This is a genomic window from Pseudomonas fluorescens (assembly GCF_001902145.1).
Lineage (GTDB): Bacteria > Pseudomonadota > Gammaproteobacteria > Pseudomonadales > Pseudomonadaceae > Aquipseudomonas > Aquipseudomonas fluorescens_BV.
Map to the genome: position 1 here is coordinate 1 of NZ_MRST01000018.1, position 17,918 is coordinate 17,918.

The following is a 17,918-nucleotide window of genomic DNA, read 5'->3' on the forward strand; positions in this document are numbered from 1 at the left end:
GGGCGGGCACAAGAAGTGGCGGTGGGGTATGTGCTGGCGATGGAGAACAGTTTTATGACTGGCAGCATCATTGACATTGACGGCGGGGGGCAACTGTAAACCACCCCGCCAGTGAACCGATTGACTCAGCGGCGGGCCCTGGTCAGTCGAAACCTCCCCTCGGCAGTGAACACAGGTCCGTCATTTCTTCGAAAGGAACAGGAAAATTCACCTGAACCATGATCGTCGGTGACTTCTTCGTTGAGTTTCAGCTTACCCGCATGGGCTGTCACCGTCCCGTACGTGTCGAGTCGTTGAAACTGAACCCGGACGTTGTTGTTATCGGCCAAATCATGGATCAGTCCTTTCGCCTCCTTATTGATCACGATGGAAAAAATATTACGGGTCAGCGGCAGGTCTTTATCGTAATGGTCGCCAATAAATATTCGGCGGTCTGGGCGGTGGCCGCCAAAATCAGAGCTATCGATCCTAAATTCAGTCGCGAAAAATTTCGAACCAGGTAATGGTCCGCCCACGAAATCCACGCTCAACTCGCCCGTTGCCGGGTATTGTGCGGTCAAGCCAGCTGAAAGACCGGTCAGGTCTACCTCTCCGTTAGAAAGCGTCAGCTGGCGACTTCCAAATGCAGCGGTACAGGAGAACGATGCTGTTATATGCGTACCGTCTAAGGCCACTTTTACTGATCCATCAACTGCGACATAAGTTTGGCTGCCTTGATTTTCACGGGTCCAAAAGTGAAGTCTGGCTGTGTTGTTTCCAAACTGGTAAATCTTTGGGGTTCCGTCCGTGGGTAGATCAGCCGGCAGATACACATCACAAGCTTCATAGTCCTCGGGCTTATTGGATAAACGGCGGAGTCCCACCAAATGCCATTCATTGTTTAACTCGCGTTCCAGCCGCATTTCGTTGGGATCGCCTTCGAAGTCTATGGTTTGGGCACCTCGGACTGTGACTACAAACGTCCCGTTGGTGCCTTTTACTGTTTCGCTGCGCATGTCAGTGCCCCTCTCAGGTGAATGTGGAATAGCCACACCGGCAGCGTACGTAACTCTGGAGGGACTGAGTACTGTCAAATATGACAGGTTTAAAACGCATTATTCTTATTCCACCTTGTACTTGCGGCCGGCGCCCTTGAGGCTTACCTCTGCTTCAAAGACGCTTATCGCGACGTTGTTACGCCTTCAACGTCCGCGTCATCCGCAACGCCAACACACTCCCGCCCACAATCACCGCCGCCAGCAGATACAAAGCCACATCCGTGGACCCGGTGGCATCCTTCACAAAACCCACGATATACGGGCTGAGAAAGCCCGCCATCTGCCCCATGGAGTTGATCAGCGCCAGGCCACCCGCTGCCGCGCCCGCGCTGAGCATGGCGGTGGGTACCGGCCAGAACATCGGCAGGCCAGTGAGGGCGCCCATGGTGGCGATAGTCAGGCCGAGAATGGCAATAGCTGGGGTGGTGGCGAAGTTGACCGCAATGACCAGGCCGACTGCGCCCATCAACATCGGCACAACCAAATGCCAGCGGCGTTCCTTGCGCAAATCGGCGGAGCGGCCCACCAGCAACATGAACACCGCCGCCAACAGATACGGAATCGCGCTGAGCCAGCCAATCACCAGGTTATCGCTGAAGCCCAGGTTCTTGATGATCGAAGGCAGCCAGAAGTTGATCGCATACACGCCACTCTGGATGCAGAAATAGATCAGGCCGAATGCCCAGATCGCCGGGTTCTTGAACACTTCGGCCAGAGAGTCGCTGGTGGTTTTCGGTTTGTTCGCCAGGTCCGTGGCCTGGTCGGCTTCCAATACTGCACGCTCATGGGGCTTGAGCCACTTGGCGTTGGCGAAACTGTCACTGAGCAGGAAGTAGGCGAGGGCACCGAGGATTACGGTCGGGATGCCTTGCAGCAGGAACATCCACTGCCAGCCCGCCAAGCCACCTTGGCCGGCGGCGAAGTGATTGAGAATCCAGCCGGAAAACGGGCTGCCGAGTAAGCCGGACACCGGAATAGCCGACATGAACAGCGCCATGATCCGGCCCCGGCGGAAGGTCGGGAACCACTGCGAAAGGTACAACACCACCCCTGGGAAGAAGCCGGCTTCAGCGGCACCGGTAAACAGGCGCAAGGTGTAGAAATGCGTGGGCGTGGTCACAAACAGCAGGCATGTGGAGAGCGTACCCCACACGATCATCATCAACGCGATCCAGCGGCGCGGGCCGAACCGGGTCAGCGCCAGGTTACTCGGCACGCCGCACAGCACGTAGCCGATAAAGAAAATTCCGGCCCCCAGGCCGTATACGGTTTCACTGAATTTCAACGCATCGAGCATCTGCAACTTGGCAAAGCCAACGTTTACCCGGTCGAGGTAATTGAACAGGTAGCAGATAAAGATGAAGGGGATCAGGCGCAGGGTGATGCGCTTGTAGATGGCGTTTTTATCGTCATCGCTGGCCAGTGCGGCAGTGGCGCTCTGTGACATGGGATTCTCTCTTTATTATGATTTTTCGCGGTGTGAGGGTAACGTTGACCGCCCCAACAGTCTCGGTGACATGATGGGCGACTGTCTTTGTGCTGACGCACAGCGAAGCAGCCTTTGCGCTGTGCCGGTGAACAACCTTTTTCAGGAAATTAGCCCCATGTTCGAGCTGGATCATGCCCTGGCGCAGGAGATTGTCGATCGCACCATGGCGATCCTGCCCTATAACGTCAATGTCATGGACAGCCAGGGCTTGATCCTCGGCAGCGGCGAGCCGGAGCGTATCAACACTCGCCATGAAGGGGCGCAACTGGTGTTGGCCAATGGGCGCGTGGTGGAAATCGACGGGCCGACCGCCAAGCATCTCAAGGGCGTACAGCCGGGCATCAACCTGCCGTTGCTGCATGATCAACGGCTGATCGGCGTGCTGGGCATCACCGGTGAGCCGGACGGGTTGCGCACCTATGCCGAACTGGTGCGCATGACCGCTGAAATGCTGGTCAGCCAGCGCCACCAGCAAGCCGAACAACAATGGCGGCGCCAGCGTTGCGATGATCTGCTGGCCCTGCTGTTGGCCGACAGCGGCGACTCCCCGCGCCTGGTGGACGAAGCCAGGCAACTGGGTCTCAAGCCACAACTGGCGCGCACACCGTACCTGTTTGAACTGGGCGCGGGCCAAACGGCGGAGGCCCTCAGCGCCTGGCTCGCCAGCCGCTACCCAGACAGTTGGTGCGTCAGCTCTGCGCAGTTTTCCTTGCTGTGGTGCCGACCTGCTGCGGTGCAGGTCGATAACCCCCGCTTGCTGGAAAAGCTCGACGGCCTGGGTTGGAACATCCTGCGCGTTGCCATCGGCGGGCAAGCGGAGGGTTTGGCGGGGCTGCGCCGCTGCTATCGGCGGGTGGGTGATCTGCTTGCTTATGGCCGCGATATCCTGCCGCAATCACGCCTGCTGACCCTCACCCGTTATCGCCTGCCGGTGATGCTGTGGCGTCATCGCAACGACGACGCCCTGGAGGAACTGCTCAACCCGTTGCGCAAAGTGTTGGCCAAGGACAGCAACGGGCAACTGCTCGCCACGTTGCGCAGTTGGTGCGAGCACGATGGGCAAAGCCAGGCGTGCGCAGATGCACTGGGCATCCACCGCAACAGCCTGCGCTACCGCATGGAGCGCATAGCCGAACTCAGCGGGGTAGACCCGCTGACCCTCGACGGTATGCTTGCCCTGTACCTGGGCGTGCAACTGTTGCCCCATCCCCTGTAGGAGCGAGCTTGCTCGCGAAAAACGTCAACGATAACGCAGGGAACCTGATTCTCTGCGGCGCGCTCCGGTTTTTCGCGAGCAAGCTCGCTCTTACAACGGGCATTGTAGGAATGAACAATAAACCTCACCCACACTTGTGCATCGGCCCCGCGTCATTGCCCCAGCCAACTGGCAGCATGGGCGTTATAAAAACCGGAGAAAGCCCATGAAAATCGTGATCGCCCCCGACTCGTTCAAAGACAGCCTGAGTGCCGCAGGTGTCGCCCAGGCGATTGCCGAGGGGTGGGCCGAGGTCTGGCCGGATGCGCACATGCTTCAGTGCCCGATGGCCGATGGCGGTGAAGGCACGGTAGATGCGGTGCTTGCCGCATGTAAGGGGCAATTGCGCAGGCAAACGGTCCGAGGCCCGCTGGGCGGCAGCGTCGAAGCGCGTTGGGGATGGTTGGCCGACAGCCATACCGCGATGATCGAGATGGCCGAGGCCAGCGGCCTGCAACTCGTCGCGCCGGGGCAGCGCGACGCGTGTGCAAGTACCACCTATGGCACCGGCGAGTTGATCCGCGCCGCGCTGGATGCCGGGGCGCAGCGAATTATCCTGGCGATTGGTGGCAGTGCTACCAACGATGGCGGCGCGGGGGCGATGCAGGCCCTTGGCGTGCAGCTATTGGATAGCGAACGCCAGCCACTGCCGGCGGGTGGGTTGGCGTTGGCACGCCTGGCCCATATCAGCCTCGAACAACTGGACCCGCGCCTGGCACAGGTGCGTTTTGAAATCGCGGCCGACGTCAACAATCCCTTGTGCGGCCCTCACGGAGCGTCGTCGATTTTCGGCCCGCAAAAAGGCGCGAGCCCCGAGCAGGTGGCACAACTGGACGCGGCCCTTGGGCACTTCGCTGACCATTGCACCCAGGTGCTGCCCAAGGATGTGCGCGACGAACCTGGCAGCGGCGCCGCCGGTGGCCTGGGCTTTGCTGCCAAGGCGTTCCTCGCCGCCCAGTTTCGTCCAGGGGTCGAGGTGGTTGCTGAATTGGTTGGCCTGGATGAAGCGGTGCGTGGCGCCGATCTGGTGATTACCGGCGAAGGCCGCTTCGACGCCCAGACCCTGCGTGGCAAAACCCCGTTTGGCGTGGCGCGCATTGCCCAGCGACAGGGCGTGCCGGTGGTCGTCATCGCGGGGACATTGGGCGAGGGCTACGAGCAGATGTATGCCCAGGGTGTGGACGCAGCATTTGCTTTGCCGTCGGGTCCGATGTCACTGGAACAGGCCTGTCACGAGGCGCCGCGCCTGTTGCGTGAGCGGGCCTCGGACATTGCGCGGGTGTGGCGCTTGGCAGCTACTCGCTGACCCCGCGCGCCAACGGGTCCACGGCGTTGGCGTCATAACCGCAAGCAACGATGATCAGCTCCGGCTCGAAGCGCTCCAGCACCGGTATTACGATGCGTTCCATGGCGTGTAGATAGGTGGCGTGACCACTGCCTGGCGGCAACGGAACATTGATGTTGGCCCCAACGCCGGCCCCGCGGCCTCGATCCTGCTCGCCGCTGTAGCCAGGCGGGTAGCAGCCGTCCTGATGCAGGGAAATCGTCAACACATCGGCTCGTTCTTCGAAGATCGACTGCGTGCCGTTGCCGTGGTGCACATCCCAGTCGATCACGGCGACTTTGCCCAGCCCGCTGCGGACCTTGGCGGCCTCGATGGCAATGGCAATGTTGGCGAGAAAGCAAACGTTCAGATGCAGGATGGTGCTGGTTGACCGGTGGGAAAACTCCCGGCTCGTCAGCTATGCGCCTTAGCCTCTACACTGGCCGTCCCCCTGTCTTTCATAGGATGAAATGCAATGCACCCACCTGAACCGTCTATCGTGATCCAGCGTTTTACCGAGGCCCACCTGGAGGGCGTGGCCGCGCTCTACAACGAACCGGCTGTTTGCCGCCAGGTGCTGCAAATGCCTTTTCAGTCGGTTGAGATGTGGCGCAAGCGCCTGGTGATGGATAACGAGCGGCGCCTGCAACTGGTGGCGGTGCAGGGCGGTGAGGTAATTGGCCAACTGGGGCTTGAGCAATACCTGCGTGTACGCCAGAGCCACGTTGGCTCGTTGGGTATGGGCGTGGCGCCCGCCTGGCAGGGCAAGGGCGTAGGCTCGCGGCTATTGAAGGCTGCGCTGGAGGTGGCTGACAACTGGATGAACCTGCACCGTGTGGAGCTGACGGTCTACGCGGACAACGAGCCTGCACACAACCTGTACCGCAAGTTCGGTTTCGAAGTGGAAGGGCTGCTGCGCGATTACGCCCTGCGCGACGGTATGTTTGTCGACACCCTGAGCATGGCGCGCCTGCGCACCTCGGCTTGATGCTGTAGAACTGTGGGAGCGGTCTTGCCCGCGAAGGCGGAGTGTCAGTCACTGAATCTTCAACTGAACCACCGCTATCGCAGGCAAGCCAGCTCCCACACGGGTCATGCATTGCCCACAGAATCAGCGCCCGGTACAGATGCCCTGTAAGGCAAACCCCACTGCGGCCTGCGCGTGCAACGCGGTGGTGTCCAGCAGCGGCAGGGCGCTGTGTTCGGGCTGGATCAGCAGGCAGATTTCCGTGCAGCCCAGGATGATTGCCTGGGCGCCTTGTGCAGCGAGTGCCTGGATCACCCGCTGGTATACCTGGCGCGAGGTGTCACTGATGACACCCACGCACAATTCTTCATAGATGATTCGGTGTACCGCCTTGCGTTCGTCCGCGTCTGGCACCAGCACGTTGAGCCCCTGGGCGGCAAGGCGGGACTTGAGGAAGTCCTGCTCCATGGTGAATGCGGTACCCAGCAAGCCTACCGTCAGGGTCCCAGCCTCCAGAGCCGCCGCCGCCGTGGCATCAGCAATATGCAGGAAGGGGATCGACACCGCCGCCTCAATACGCGGAGCCACCAAGTGCATGGTGTTAGTACACAGCACCACACAATCAGCGCCCCCGACCTGCAAGCGCCGTGCAGCATCTTCCAGGATCAGCGCGGCATCGTCCCAACGCCCGGCATGCTGAGCCTGTTCCACCGGGCCGAAATCCACGCTGTACATCAACACTTGCGCCGACCGCAGCGGACCAAGACGGTCGCGCACACGCTGGTTGATAAGGCGGTAATACTCGGCGCTGGACTCCCAGCTCATGCCGCCGATAAGGCCGATGGTGCGCATAGGGTGCTCCTGAAAAGGGATGTGCCTTCACCTTACCCACTCGAGGCTGATGAGTCATACGCAGTTGCCGACCAATTCACCGGAGCAGTTCAAGCAACGTGGGTGATCGATCATTGTTCGGTGCTCAGCACGAACGACCGATCAGCCCATGAGCGCTCATGAAACGGCTGCGTGCGCATGCGCTTGCTTGGCGCAGCGATACGGTTTGATCGGCAGGCGTGGCGCGCGTCGGTTGACCACCACGGCACTGCTCGACCTGGGAATAGCATTGTGCGGGCGGGCGCCCACGCACCGAGCGCAGACTCTGGTGTGTTGGTAGGGGCCCGCGATCCAACTGTGTGCGGGCTTGCCAGCGAAGGCTGCCTCACTGCATGCCTCAATTGCCAGGTCAGGGTTTGGAACTGTTTTGCGTAGGAATACCACTGATACTCAGGTTACGGGTCGGCCGCCAGACGAGTAAAAAATTCCCAGTTCCTTCAGGACCACCTGATGAATATTGATCCGAACACTGCTCTGGCAAGGGCATATGCCACCAGCGAGGCACACAGGACTGTCGTCGAGATTGCTCATGCAGGCGACCGCGGCAATCAAATTAAACATCGCCAAGCTTCATTGTCGATGGACCAGGTATTAGAGGGGGCAAAACATGCAGGCGGATTTGCGGGTTCACTGCGTTCCGGGGACCCCGCGCAAGTAACGTATGAGTTCTCCAATCGTCCCGAAACGGGCGCCACGACCAGCCAGTTCACAGAAGCACAAAAAGGCGTCGTCCGTGAGACCCTGAATAATTTCAGCGATGTTGCAAAAGTTCGGTTCGAAGAGTCTGTCAATGCAAAATCCCATCATATGCAGCTTAAGGTTGATGGCAGTAGCTTCAAGTGGCAGGCCCCCTGGTATGCGCCCGTTTCCGATGACGAGCCCGGCAAGGTGCAGGTAACGCTGAACCAGAGCAATGCCGATGGGCTGGAAAAACCCAATAATTTTGGGCGGCACATCATTGCAAAGGCTGCGGCCTTTAAATTAGGTCTTCCTGACCTGGCGTCCGCAGCACCGGGAAACAAGTACGCGGAAAATACGCTGGCTTACACGGTAAGAAGTCCTTTTCTGGAAACCCGCTCAGACCATCGCTTCAATAAAGGGCATGGGGAGGACAATCAGTATTCAAGTACACCGATGATGGATGATATTGCAGTCATGCAAGATCAATTCGGTGCGAACCTCCAAACGCGTACCGGAGATACGACGTATGGCTTTAACTCCAATGCCGATCGTGAAGTATTCAAATTGAAGTCGGTCGATGATTTACCAGTGTTTTGCGTGTGGGACGCCGGTGGTAGAGACACATTCGATTTTTCCGCATTCAAGCAAGATCAGGTTATCAACTTGAGATCGGGCAGCTTCTCTAATGTCGGGGGAGGCATAGGGAACGTTTCGATCGCCAATGGCGTCACCATCGAACGGGCTATTGGCGGTGCTGGCAACGACATTCTTATTGGGAATGACTCCGGCAACGAACTGGAGGGCGGCGAGGGCGATGACATTCTTTATGTCAAGGCGAACTCTGGCTTTAACAGGCTGTCAGGCGGGCCTGGTAAAAATACCTTCGTTATCGGCGCGAGCGACTCATCCGCCAGCTTCGCAAACACCGCAATAATGGACTTCGTCAGCGGCAAGGATAAATTGGATATTTCAGCCCTGCGCGCCGCCCACCCTCAACTCACCGTCACCCGGGAATATTATCGCAGCCATAATCTCACCTTGTTGCGTTTCGATTTCGATGGCGACAAAAAAGAGGACTTCATGATGAGCACAAGTGGGCGAATCGTGCCTTCCGATTTCCGTGCTTGACCTGAATGTTTTGATGCTTGCAATGGCTGGCACCGAGCGAAATTAGGTGTACTGCCCAAGTATTGGCTATACCTACAACTCATTCTTACGATGATGGTCGCCAGGGAGTTCACTAATGAAGCTAAGGCTAATGATCGGCACACTGTGTGTTGCCTCGTTCGGTTTGGCCGGTTGCGCCAGCAAGGTGGTGCAGCCGGATGAGTATTCAGGGTTTCTTTCCAACTACAGCCAGCTCAAGGAGGCCAAGTCACCCTCGGGGGCCGAGGTGATGCGCTGGGTTGATCCACAGCTGGACCTGAGCCGCTACACCGCGGTCTACATCGAGCCCACCCAGTTTTACCCCAAGCCCCAGGCCACCTCCCGGATTCCCGAGAGCACGTTGCGCGGCATCAATGACTATTACAACCAGGCGCTCAAGCGCGAGCTGGCCCAGTCACTGCCCGTGGCCAATGCCCCAGGCCCAGGGGTGATCGTGGTGAGGGCGGCGATTACCGCCGTGAGCAGCAAGACCGAAAGCCTCAAGCCTTATGAATTTATTCCCGTCGCCCTGGTGGCTGCGGCAGTGAGTACGGGCACCGGCATTCGCGACCAGGAGACCACCTTGGGCACCGAGGCGCAGTTCCTCGATGGTGCCACTCATAAAGTTCTGGCCCAAGTGGTGCGCAAAGGCACCGGCAAGCCGCTGGCTAATGACTCCCAAGTGATGAAGGCCGACGATGTGAAAAGCGTCATCGACGGTTGGGCGTCGGACCTGCACCAGTCCTACGTGAAACTGAAAAAACACTGAGCCAAAAAAAAGCGCGGCGGGTAATCACCCGCCGCGCTTTTTTATTCGCAAAGCTTATTTAAGCGGCGTCAACGCTGGTAGCTTCCACTGGCCGCTAGCGACTTCAGGCTTGGGCAGGTAAATACGCAAGACCGCATAGAACGGCCCGGGCGGGGCCGGCAACCAGTTGCTCTGCTCAGCCTTGGGGGGCTCGTGGTGTTGCAATGCCAGGGTCAAGCCACCCTCCGCGTCGAGCTTGAGGCTGGGCAACATCTGCGAGTTGATCAGGTAGCGCTTCTTGTGGTTTGGCACCAACAATCTGGTCTTGGCGTCGTACATCGTCAGCGACCAGAACGCATCAGCCGGCGGCAGCTGGTCCTTGGCAAAATGCACGGTGTAGCTGTGACGTGCACCATTGGCCGGCTTGCCCTCGCTGTCGATGACATAGCTAAAGTGCGCGGCTTCATCACTGGAGTTGCCGAACATCCCCAGCTCGGCACCGGCGTAGCGGTACAGGTAATTGTTTTGCAGGTGGTCGCGGTTGCCGTACAGGTCTGCGCTGTTCACTTGGTGGGTATCCACCTTGGACTTCTTGAACGCGGCGTATTCGGCGCGGCCATCGGCGATGCCGTCTTCCAGGGCCTTGCGCTGCTCGGCGGTCAACTGGTTCACCTTGAACGGCCCGCCCGGGACGATACCGATTTTGGCAAAGCGCGCCAGCAGGTCTTTTTCGCTGTCCTGGGACGCGGCGAAGGCCAGCATGAAATTCAGGTAGCGAAACAGCTGCGGGCCTTCGGTCATGGTTGCCATCGGCTTGGGCCACTGGATCTTCGGCACCTTGGCCGGGGCCGGTTGCTTCACATAGCTGCTCAGCGCCTGCACTTTGTAGCCGCTCTGGATCTGCTTGACCTTGCCCAGGTCTTTGTCATCAAACAGTTGCGTGCGGTAAAGGGCGTAGGCGATGTTGCTTTCGCTGTAGACCACACGGTCAATGTCCACCGGCTGCTGACCTTTCCAGTCTGGCCCGGCAATCATGTAGTGGCCGCCGTTATTGCCGGTACTGCGGGTACCCAGGTAGGCAAAATTCTGCGTATAGAGGTCGATCAACTGCACCGAGTAATAGCGGTTGTCTTCAATCTTGGGCAGGGTCAGCACCAGAGGCTCTTTGCGCAGGTCCATCCACACGAACGAGTAGGGCGTGTCGACGTTCGGGGTGGTAACTGCGCTGTCCTTGGGGGGGAGCACCTGGGCATTGTTTTCGATACGGTTGAACGGCGCCTTGAAGTGGGCGCCGCCCTTGTCAACGGCCTGGGTGTAGAGCGTCTTGTACATCTGCACCACCGGGAAGCCGTACAGGTAGGCTTCCTTGGCGATGGCCCTGGCTTCGCTGGGGCTTGCGGTGAAGTCAGCCCAGGCGCCTGAACTTATGAGTATCGAGAGGCTCGCCAACAGCAGGCGCGTCGGTTTTCCAATCATGTTGTTGCGTCCTTCCTGAGTGCTAGCTAAGAGCGTGGCGTAAAGGCGCTGAGTTTCCTGTTTTATTGGCCGGTCGTCACGTTAATCTCTGCAAAGGACGATGGAAGAGGGGCGTTAGAGCATGGATTTGACTTTGTCACGCAATTGATCGATCGAGAACGGCTTGCCAATCACCTGCATGCCGGCGGGCACATCAATATTTTCGGCATAGCCGCTGGCAAACAGAATCGGCAGAGTGGCGCGCAGTTCGCGCACTTGGGTTGCCAGTTGTTTGCCGTCCATGTCGGGCAGGCCAACGTCGGTCATCATCAGGTCGATGATCTGGTCGGTATTTTTAACCATCGCCAACGCTTGCTCAGCATCCGCGGCTTCGAGCACCTGGAACTCCAACTCTTCGAGGACATCGACGATCAGCATGCGCACGATGGCGTCGTCTTCGACTACAAGGATGGTGGAGGCGTGGGGCATAGTGAACTTTCCTGAACAGTGAGAGCGCTGGGCTTAAAGGCAACTAGATTGTGAGTGATAACAATGCCAGCAAGTTCCGAAGCAATTGCTGGCATTGTGACCTTAGCGACGCAAAAAGTCCCGTCAGCTTGTGTGCTGACTCAAAAGGTACCGTCGCCATCCGCTTGAGCGCATCCGCTGCCAATCGACGCACAAACATAGCGTTGAGCCATGTTATTCGGGCAAACTTGCGGTTTTCCCGCATTTGGCCAAGGCATGCCCATGACTCCCGCGTCATCCGTCGATGAAAAGAGCTTTCGTACCCTGCTGAGCCGAAACGTGGCCCTGCCGTTGGGCGTGGGCGTGCTCAGCGCGGTGTTTTTCGTCTGCCTGATTACCTATCTGCTCTCGGTGATCCAGTGGGTGGAGCACACCGACCGCGTCATTAACAACCTCAATGAGACGTCCAAACTGACGGTTGACCTGGAAACAGGTATGCGCGGGTTCCTGATCACCGGTGACGAGCACTTCCTTGATCCGTACGAAGTGGCCAAGCCGCGGATCATTGCCGACCTGCGCAATCTGCAAGACCTGGTAGCCGACAATCCGCAGCAGGTTGACCGGCTCAAGCGCTTGGAAGCCTTGCAGATCGAATGGAACAACTACGCACAGTCGATGATTGAGCTGCAGCGCAACAGCGGTGATTATCGTGGCGCCGTCAAGGGGGGCCGGGGCAAGCGGCTCACCGATGAAATTCGCAAGGAATACGAAGACGCGGTAGCGATGGAGCAACAGTTCCGTATTACCCGTAACGCAGAGGTCACTCGCACGACGGTGATCAGTGTCACGCTGTACTTGGTGTTTGTCCTGGGGTTGAGTGGGTTTCTGGCCTACATTGGAAGGAGGAATTTACTCTCACTTTCAGTGAGCTACAGTGCAAACCTCGCGTCGCAACAGAAGATTGCACGGCGCCTGGAGCAAACCGCCTGGCTGCGCAATGGCCAGACCGAACTGGCCGAGCAAGTGCTGGGCCAACTGACCCTGAACATGCTGGGACGCAATATCCTGCAGTTCTTCGCCCAGTACATGGGCTCGGCCGTCGCCGCACTGTATGTGCGCGAGGAACATGGCGGCCTCAAGCGTGTGGCCACGTATGGCTTCTCCCGCGAGCAGGAACAACACGAACAGTCGATCTACAGTGACGAAGGCATCGTTGGGCAGGCCGCCCAGCACGATCGCCTGATTCGCCTGGACGATGTGCCGGTGGATTACTTCAAGGTCAGTTCCGGCCTTGGCGAAGGCGCCGCCCGCAGCGTATTGGTGGTGCCCACCAGCGATGATGACCGTGTCAATGGCGTGGTCGAGCTGGGTTTCCTGCGCCCGCTGGATGAGCGTGATATCGAACTGCTGGAACTGATCGCCGGCAATATCGGCACCTCCATCGAAGCCGCGCGCTATCGCCAGCGCTTGCAGGAGGTGCTGGCCGAGACCCAGCAGCTCAACGAAGAACTGCAAGTGCAGCAGGAAGAACTCAAGACCGCCAACGAAGAGCTGGAAGAACAGTCGCGCATCCTCAAGGAGTCCCAGGCCCACCTGGAGACCCAGCAGGCTGAGCTTGAGCAGACCAACGAGCAATTGGCCGAACAGACCCAGACCCTGGCCGACCAGCGCGACGCCATGGACCGCAAGAACATCGAGCTGAACCAGGCCCAGCTGGAGCTGGAAGACCGCGCCGATGAGCTGCAGCGCTCCAGCAAGTACAAGTCCGAATTCCTGGCCAACATGTCCCACGAGCTGCGTACGCCGCTGAACAGCTCGCTGATTCTGGCCAAATTGCTGGCAGATAACCCTCAGGAAAACCTCAGTGCCGAGCAGGTCAAGTTTGCCGAGTCGATCTATTCGGCCGGCAATGACTTGCTCAACCTGATCAACGACATCCTGGATATTTCCAAGGTCGAAGCCGGCAAGCTGGAAGTGCGCCCCGAAAACGCCAGCGTCGAGCGCCTGGTGGATGGCCTGCGCGGCATGTTCGAGCCGCTGGCAAAGGACCGCAAGCTGGGCTTCCAGGTGGACGTGCAGCAAGGCTCGCCAACCTTGCTGTTTACTGATCGCCAGCGCCTTGAGCAGATCCTCAAGAACCTGTTGTCCAACGCCATCAAGTTCACCGAACAGGGCGAGGTCAGCCTGTCGGTTTCCCGCGCGCCGGGGGAGGGCATTGCCTTTACCGTGCGCGATTCCGGCATTGGTATCGCCCCGGATCAACAGGAAAGCATCTTTGAAGCCTTCCGCCAGGCCGACGGCACCACCAATCGCCGTTACGGCGGTACAGGCCTGGGCTTGTCGATTTCCCGTGACCTGGCCACCTTGCTGGGCGGCTATATCAGTGTGACCAGCGAACCGGGCAAGGGCAGCATTTTCACGCTCGTATTGCCTGAACAGTATGTCGAACGCGACGCGGACGCGGCGCCGATCGAGCCACCGCGCCAAGTGGTGGTCGCACCAGCGCCTGCGCCGGTCAAGGTTTCGCCGCTGCCGGTAGCCGACGCCAAGCTGATCCCACGTTTTGCCGACGACCGCGAAAAGGCGCCGTTCAGCACCCGTTGCATCCTAGTGGTGGAAGACGAGCCGAATTTTGCGCGAATCCTGTTCGACCTCGCCCACGAGCTGGGTTACCACTGCCTGGTCGCCCACGGTGCCGACGAGGGCTACAGCCTCGCCGAGCAATACATCCCCGACGCCATCCTGCTGGACATGCGCCTGCCAGACCATTCCGGGCTGACCGTGCTGCAGCGCCTCAAGGAACACGCCAACACGCGCCACATCCCGGTGCACGTGATTTCCGTGGAAGACCGCGTCGAAGCCGCCATGCACATGGGCGCCATCGGCTACGCGGTCAAGCCCACCAGCCGCGAGGAGCTCAAGGACGTGTTCGCGCGCCTGGAAGCCAAGTTGACCCAGAAGGTCAAGCGCATCCTGCTGGTGGAAGACGATGACCTGCAGCGCGACAGCATTGCCCGCCTGATCGGCGACGACGACATCGAGATCACTGCCGTAGGCTTCGCCCAGGAAGCCCTGGACCTGCTGCGCACCAACATTTATGACTGCATGATCATCGACCTCAAGCTGCCGGACATGCTCGGCAACGAGCTGCTCAAGCGCATGGCCACCGAGGACATCTGCTCGTTTCCGCCCGTGATCGTCTACACCGGGCGTAACCTGACCCGGGATGAAGAGGCCGAACTGCGCAAGTATTCACGCTCGATCATCATCAAGGGTGCGCGCTCGCCCGAGCGTCTGCTGGATGAAGTCACGCTGTTTCTGCACAAAGTCGAATCCCAGTTGTCCCATGACCGCCAGAAGATGCTCAAGACCGCCCGCAGCCGCGACAAGGTCTTCGAGGGGCGCAAGATACTGTTGGTGGATGATGACGTACGCAATATCTTCGCCCTGACCAGCGCCCTGGAGCACAAAGGCGCCGTGGTGGTGATCGGGCGTAACGGCCAGGAAGCCATCGACAGACTCAATGAAGTGGACGATATCGACCTGGTGCTGATGGACGTGATGATGCCGCAGATGGACGGTTACGAGGCCACAGCCTTGATCCGCCAGGACCCACGCTGGAAAAAACTGCCAATCATTGCCGTGACGGCCAAGGCCATGAAGGACGATCAGGAGCGTTGCCTGGCAGCAGGCTCAAACGATTACCTGGCCAAGCCGATTGACCTGGACCGCCTGTTCTCACTGATTCGCGTATGGCTACCGAAGATGGAACGCATTTAAGTGGAGCAGTGTTTCTTGGATAAGAGCAGCGATATTGAGCTGCGCCTGTTGATCGAGGCGATTTACCTCAAGTACAGCTATGACTTTCGCGACTACTCGGGCGCGTCGGTCAAACGCCGTGTGGCCCATGCCTTGCGTCAGTTCGACTGCGCGACCATTTCCGCACTGCAAGAGCGCGTGTTGCACGACCCGGCCGCGTTCATGCAGTTGCTGCAGTTCTTGACCATCCCTGTGAGCGAGATGTTTCGCGACCCGTCGCACTTCCTCGCGATTCGCCGGGAAGTCGTGCCGCTGCTCAAGACCTACCCGTCGATCAAGATCTGGATCGCCGGCTGCAGCACGGGCGAGGAGGTGTACTCCATGGCCATCCTGCTGCGTGAAGAAGGCTTGCTGGAACGCACCATCATCTACGCCACGGACATCAACCCGGCGTCGCTGGATAAAGCCAAGCAGGGCATCTTTTCCCTGGAGAACGTGCGCGCTTATACCGCCAATTATCAGCAGGCCGGCGGGCAACGTTCATTTGCCGACTACTACACGGCGGCTTACGATTACGCGATCTTCGACAAGACATTGCGCGAGAACGTAACCTTTGCCGACCACAGCCTGGCAACTGACAGCGTATTCTCAGAAACTCAATTAATTTCATGTCGTAATGTATTGATTTATTTCAATAAAAAATTGCAAGATCGAGCGTTTGGCTTGTTTCATGAATCGCTGTGTCATCGCGGCTTTTTGGTGCTGGGCAGCAAGGAAACCCTGGATTTTTCCGCCTACAGCAAGCAATTCGAGCCCTTGGTCAAGCAGGAACGGATCTACCGAAAATCATGAGCGACGCGCCAGACACCCCGATTCGCGGGATCGAAGCCATCGTCGTCGGCGCTTCCGCCGGCGGCGTTGAGGCGTTGCTGAGTATTTTCGGCCAGTTGCCGAGTACCTTCGGCCTGCCGATCATTGCCGTGCTGCACCTGCCGGACGAACGCCGCAGCCAACTGGCGGAAGTCTTTGCGCGGCGCCTGAACATCCCGGTCAAGGAGGCCCGCGACAAAGAAGCGCTGGAGGCGGGCACCTTGTACTTTGCCGGGCCCGGTTATCACCTGTCGGTAGAGCAGGACCGCAGCCTGTCCCTGAGCCAGGAAGACCGGGTGCACCATTCCAGACCCGCCATCGACTACCTGTTTTCCTCGGCGGCCGATGTGTATGGGCCTCGCCTGCTCGCCATTTTGTTGACTGGCGCCAACCAGGACGGTGCAAGCGGGCTGGCCCACGTCAAGCAATCGGGTGGCATTACCATTGTGCAGGACCCACAAGAGGCACGCATTGCCGTCATGCCCCTGGCGGCCCTGGCCTTGCACACACCTGACCATATTCTTTCCTTGAGCCGAATCGGCTCATTGCTGGCTTCCCTGGAACCCTTCCCATGTTAAGTACTGTCCAGGCCAAACTGCTGATCGTCGACGATCTGCCGGAAAACCTGCTGGCCCTCGAGGCGCTGATCAAGCGTGAAGATCGCCAGGTCTTCAAGGCATTGAGTGCCGACGAGGCGTTGTCTTTGTTGCTGGAACATGAATTCGCCATGGCGATCCTCGACGTGCAGATGCCTGGCATGAACGGTTTCGAACTGGCCGAACTGATGCGCGGCACCGAAAAGACCAAGAACATCCCCATCGTGTTCGTCAGCGCCGCTGGCCGCGAACTCAACTACGCCTTCAAGGGCTATGAAAGCGGCGCGGTGGACTTCCTGCACAAGCCGCTGGATATCCATGCGGTCAAGAGCAAGGTCAATGTGTTCGTCGACCTGTATCGCCAAAGCAAGGCGATGAAGCTGCAAGTCGAGGAACTGGAGCGCAGCCGCCGTGAGCAGGAGCTGTTGCTCACGCGCCTGCAGGCCACTCAGGCTGAACTGGAGCAGGCGATACGCATGCGTGACGACTTCATGTCGATTGTTGCCCACGAAGTGCGTACGCCCCTCAACGGGCTTATCCTGGAGACCCAACTGCGCAAGATGCACCTGGCCCGGGACAACGCCGCGGCGTTTACCCTGGACAAGATGCACGCCATGGTTGACCGTGATGAGCGCCAGATCCAGAGCCTGATCCGCCTGATCGAGGACATGCTCGACGTGTCGCGCATCCGTACCGGCAAGCTGTCGATTCGCCCCGCACGCATCGACCTGGCGCAACTGGTCCGCAACCTGGTGGATAACTTCGCGCCGCAAGTGGCAGCCGCCGAGTCGTCCATGCAATTGCAGGCCGAAAGCCCGGTGGAAGGCTGTTGGGACGAGTTCCGCATCGAGCAGGTGATCACCAACCTGCTGACCAATGCCCTGCGCTATGGGGCCAAGAGCCCGGTGCAGGTGCGGGTGTATACCGAGCATGGCGAAGCGCGGGTAGAGGTACGCGACTATGGCATTGGTATCAGCGAGGAGAACCAGAAGCGTATTTTCCAGCAGTTCGAACGGGTTTCGGCCAACCATTCGGCAGCCGGCCTGGGCCTGGGACTGTTTATTTCCGAGCAGATCGTGGCAGCCCATGGCGGCACGATTGAGGTCGAGAGTCAGATAGGTGAGGGCGCCCTGTTCCGGGTATGCCTGCCCTTGGAAGTGGCCGAGTGAAATCAATCGTCACCCCGACGCAACCTCTGCGTGACCCCATGGTCGTAACTGCAGCAATTGACC

At 59.0% G+C, this 17,918-nt stretch carries 14 protein-coding genes and 2 pseudogenes; 10 read left to right on the forward strand and 6 right to left on the reverse strand.

The genetic code is table 11. The annotated features are described in order from the left end of the window. A pseudogene (locus tag BUE92_RS28715) lies at window positions 1-99 on the forward strand (SDR family oxidoreductase); the annotation flags it as partial. A gap of 26 nt (window positions 100-125) precedes the next feature. Here the strand turns inward: BUE92_RS28715 and BUE92_RS27695 are convergent. Both BUE92_RS27695 and BUE92_RS05095 read right to left on the reverse strand, forming a co-directional pair. After that, window positions 126-995 (reverse strand): hypothetical protein, encoded by an 870-nt coding sequence (locus tag BUE92_RS27695; protein ID WP_143169946.1) that lies wholly within the window; start codon window positions 993-995, stop codon window positions 126-128. A 178-nt stretch (window positions 996-1,173) separates the two neighbouring features. Next, window positions 1,174-2,484, reverse strand: coding sequence for an MFS transporter (locus BUE92_RS05095; RefSeq protein ID WP_073522301.1), 1,311 nt, complete (start codon window positions 2,482-2,484; stop codon window positions 1,174-1,176). Window positions 2,485-2,641: 157 nt separating this feature from the next. Here BUE92_RS05095 and BUE92_RS05100 point away from each other — a divergent pair, with 157 nt between their 5' ends. Both BUE92_RS05100 and BUE92_RS05105 read left to right on the forward strand, forming a co-directional pair. After that, the gene (locus BUE92_RS05100) at window positions 2,642-3,742 is read left to right on the forward strand and encodes a sugar diacid recognition domain-containing protein (RefSeq protein WP_073522302.1); all 1,101 of its coding nucleotides are present in this window, start codon (window positions 2,642-2,644) and stop codon (window positions 3,740-3,742) included. A 205-nt stretch (window positions 3,743-3,947) separates the two neighbouring features. Next, entirely contained in the window at window positions 3,948-5,087 is a 1,140-nt protein-coding gene (locus tag BUE92_RS05105; RefSeq protein WP_073522303.1) for a glycerate kinase, read from the forward strand. A 4-nt stretch (window positions 5,088-5,091) separates the two neighbouring features. Here BUE92_RS05105 and BUE92_RS05110 read toward each other — a convergent pair. Continuing rightward, window positions 5,092-5,475: pseudogene (locus tag BUE92_RS05110) on the reverse strand (class II histone deacetylase); the annotation flags it as partial. Window positions 5,476-5,580: 105 nt separating this feature from the next. Between BUE92_RS05110 and BUE92_RS05115 the strand changes: the two are divergent. Further along, a complete protein-coding gene (locus BUE92_RS05115; RefSeq protein WP_073522304.1) occupies window positions 5,581-6,093 on the forward strand; it encodes a GNAT family N-acetyltransferase in 513 nt (170 codons plus the stop codon). A 123-nt stretch (window positions 6,094-6,216) separates the two neighbouring features. Here BUE92_RS05115 and BUE92_RS05120 read toward each other — a convergent pair whose 3' ends face one another. Further along, window positions 6,217-6,924, reverse strand: coding sequence for an aspartate/glutamate racemase family protein (locus BUE92_RS05120; protein ID WP_073522305.1), 708 nt, complete (start codon window positions 6,922-6,924; stop codon window positions 6,217-6,219). Window positions 6,925-7,413: 489 nt separating this feature from the next. On the opposite strand from BUE92_RS05120, the gene BUE92_RS05125 reads away from it, so the two are divergent. Both BUE92_RS05125 and BUE92_RS05130 read left to right on the forward strand, forming a co-directional pair. Continuing rightward, on the forward strand, window positions 7,414-8,772 hold the full coding sequence (locus tag BUE92_RS05125; RefSeq protein ID WP_073522306.1) for a M10 family metallopeptidase C-terminal domain-containing protein: 1,359 nt from the start codon (window positions 7,414-7,416) through the stop codon (window positions 8,770-8,772). A gap of 115 nt (window positions 8,773-8,887) precedes the next feature. Further along, window positions 8,888-9,559: a DUF3313 domain-containing protein gene (locus BUE92_RS05130; RefSeq protein ID WP_073522307.1), complete on the forward strand. Its 672-nt coding sequence runs from the start codon at window positions 8,888-8,890 to the stop codon at window positions 9,557-9,559. A gap of 54 nt (window positions 9,560-9,613) precedes the next feature. On the opposite strand, the gene BUE92_RS05135 is transcribed toward BUE92_RS05130, so the two are convergent. Together BUE92_RS05135 and BUE92_RS05140 are read right to left on the reverse strand one after the other, a co-directional pair. Next, on the reverse strand, window positions 9,614-11,014 hold the full coding sequence (locus tag BUE92_RS05135; RefSeq protein WP_073522308.1) for a DUF1254 domain-containing protein: 1,401 nt from the start codon (window positions 11,012-11,014) through the stop codon (window positions 9,614-9,616). Between the two features lie 114 nt (window positions 11,015-11,128). Next, complete coding sequence (locus BUE92_RS05140; RefSeq protein ID WP_073522309.1) at window positions 11,129-11,482, reverse strand: response regulator; 354 nt, start codon at window positions 11,480-11,482, stop codon at window positions 11,129-11,131. 261 nt (window positions 11,483-11,743) lie between these two features. Between BUE92_RS05140 and BUE92_RS05145 the strand changes: the two genes are divergently transcribed. Genes BUE92_RS05145 through BUE92_RS05160 form a run of 4 tightly spaced genes read left to right on the forward strand, consistent with a single transcriptional unit; the run spans window position 11,744 to window position 17,855 of the window. After that, window positions 11,744-15,241: a response regulator gene (locus tag BUE92_RS05145; RefSeq protein WP_073522310.1), complete on the forward strand. Its 3,498-nt coding sequence runs from the start codon at window positions 11,744-11,746 to the stop codon at window positions 15,239-15,241. Continuing rightward, a complete protein-coding gene (locus tag BUE92_RS05150; RefSeq protein WP_178380686.1) occupies window positions 15,242-16,072 on the forward strand; it encodes a CheR family methyltransferase in 831 nt (276 codons plus the stop codon). Next, window positions 16,069-16,668, forward strand: coding sequence for a chemotaxis protein CheB (locus BUE92_RS05155; protein ID WP_073522311.1), 600 nt, complete (start codon window positions 16,069-16,071; stop codon window positions 16,666-16,668). The genes BUE92_RS05150 and BUE92_RS05155 overlap by 4 nt, the downstream gene beginning before the upstream one ends. Continuing rightward, window positions 16,662-17,855, forward strand: a complete 1,194-nt coding sequence (locus BUE92_RS05160) for a hybrid sensor histidine kinase/response regulator (protein WP_073522312.1) — start codon at window positions 16,662-16,664, stop codon at window positions 17,853-17,855. The genes BUE92_RS05155 and BUE92_RS05160 overlap by 7 nt, the downstream gene beginning before the upstream one ends. Window positions 17,856-17,918: the final 63 nt, after the last annotated feature.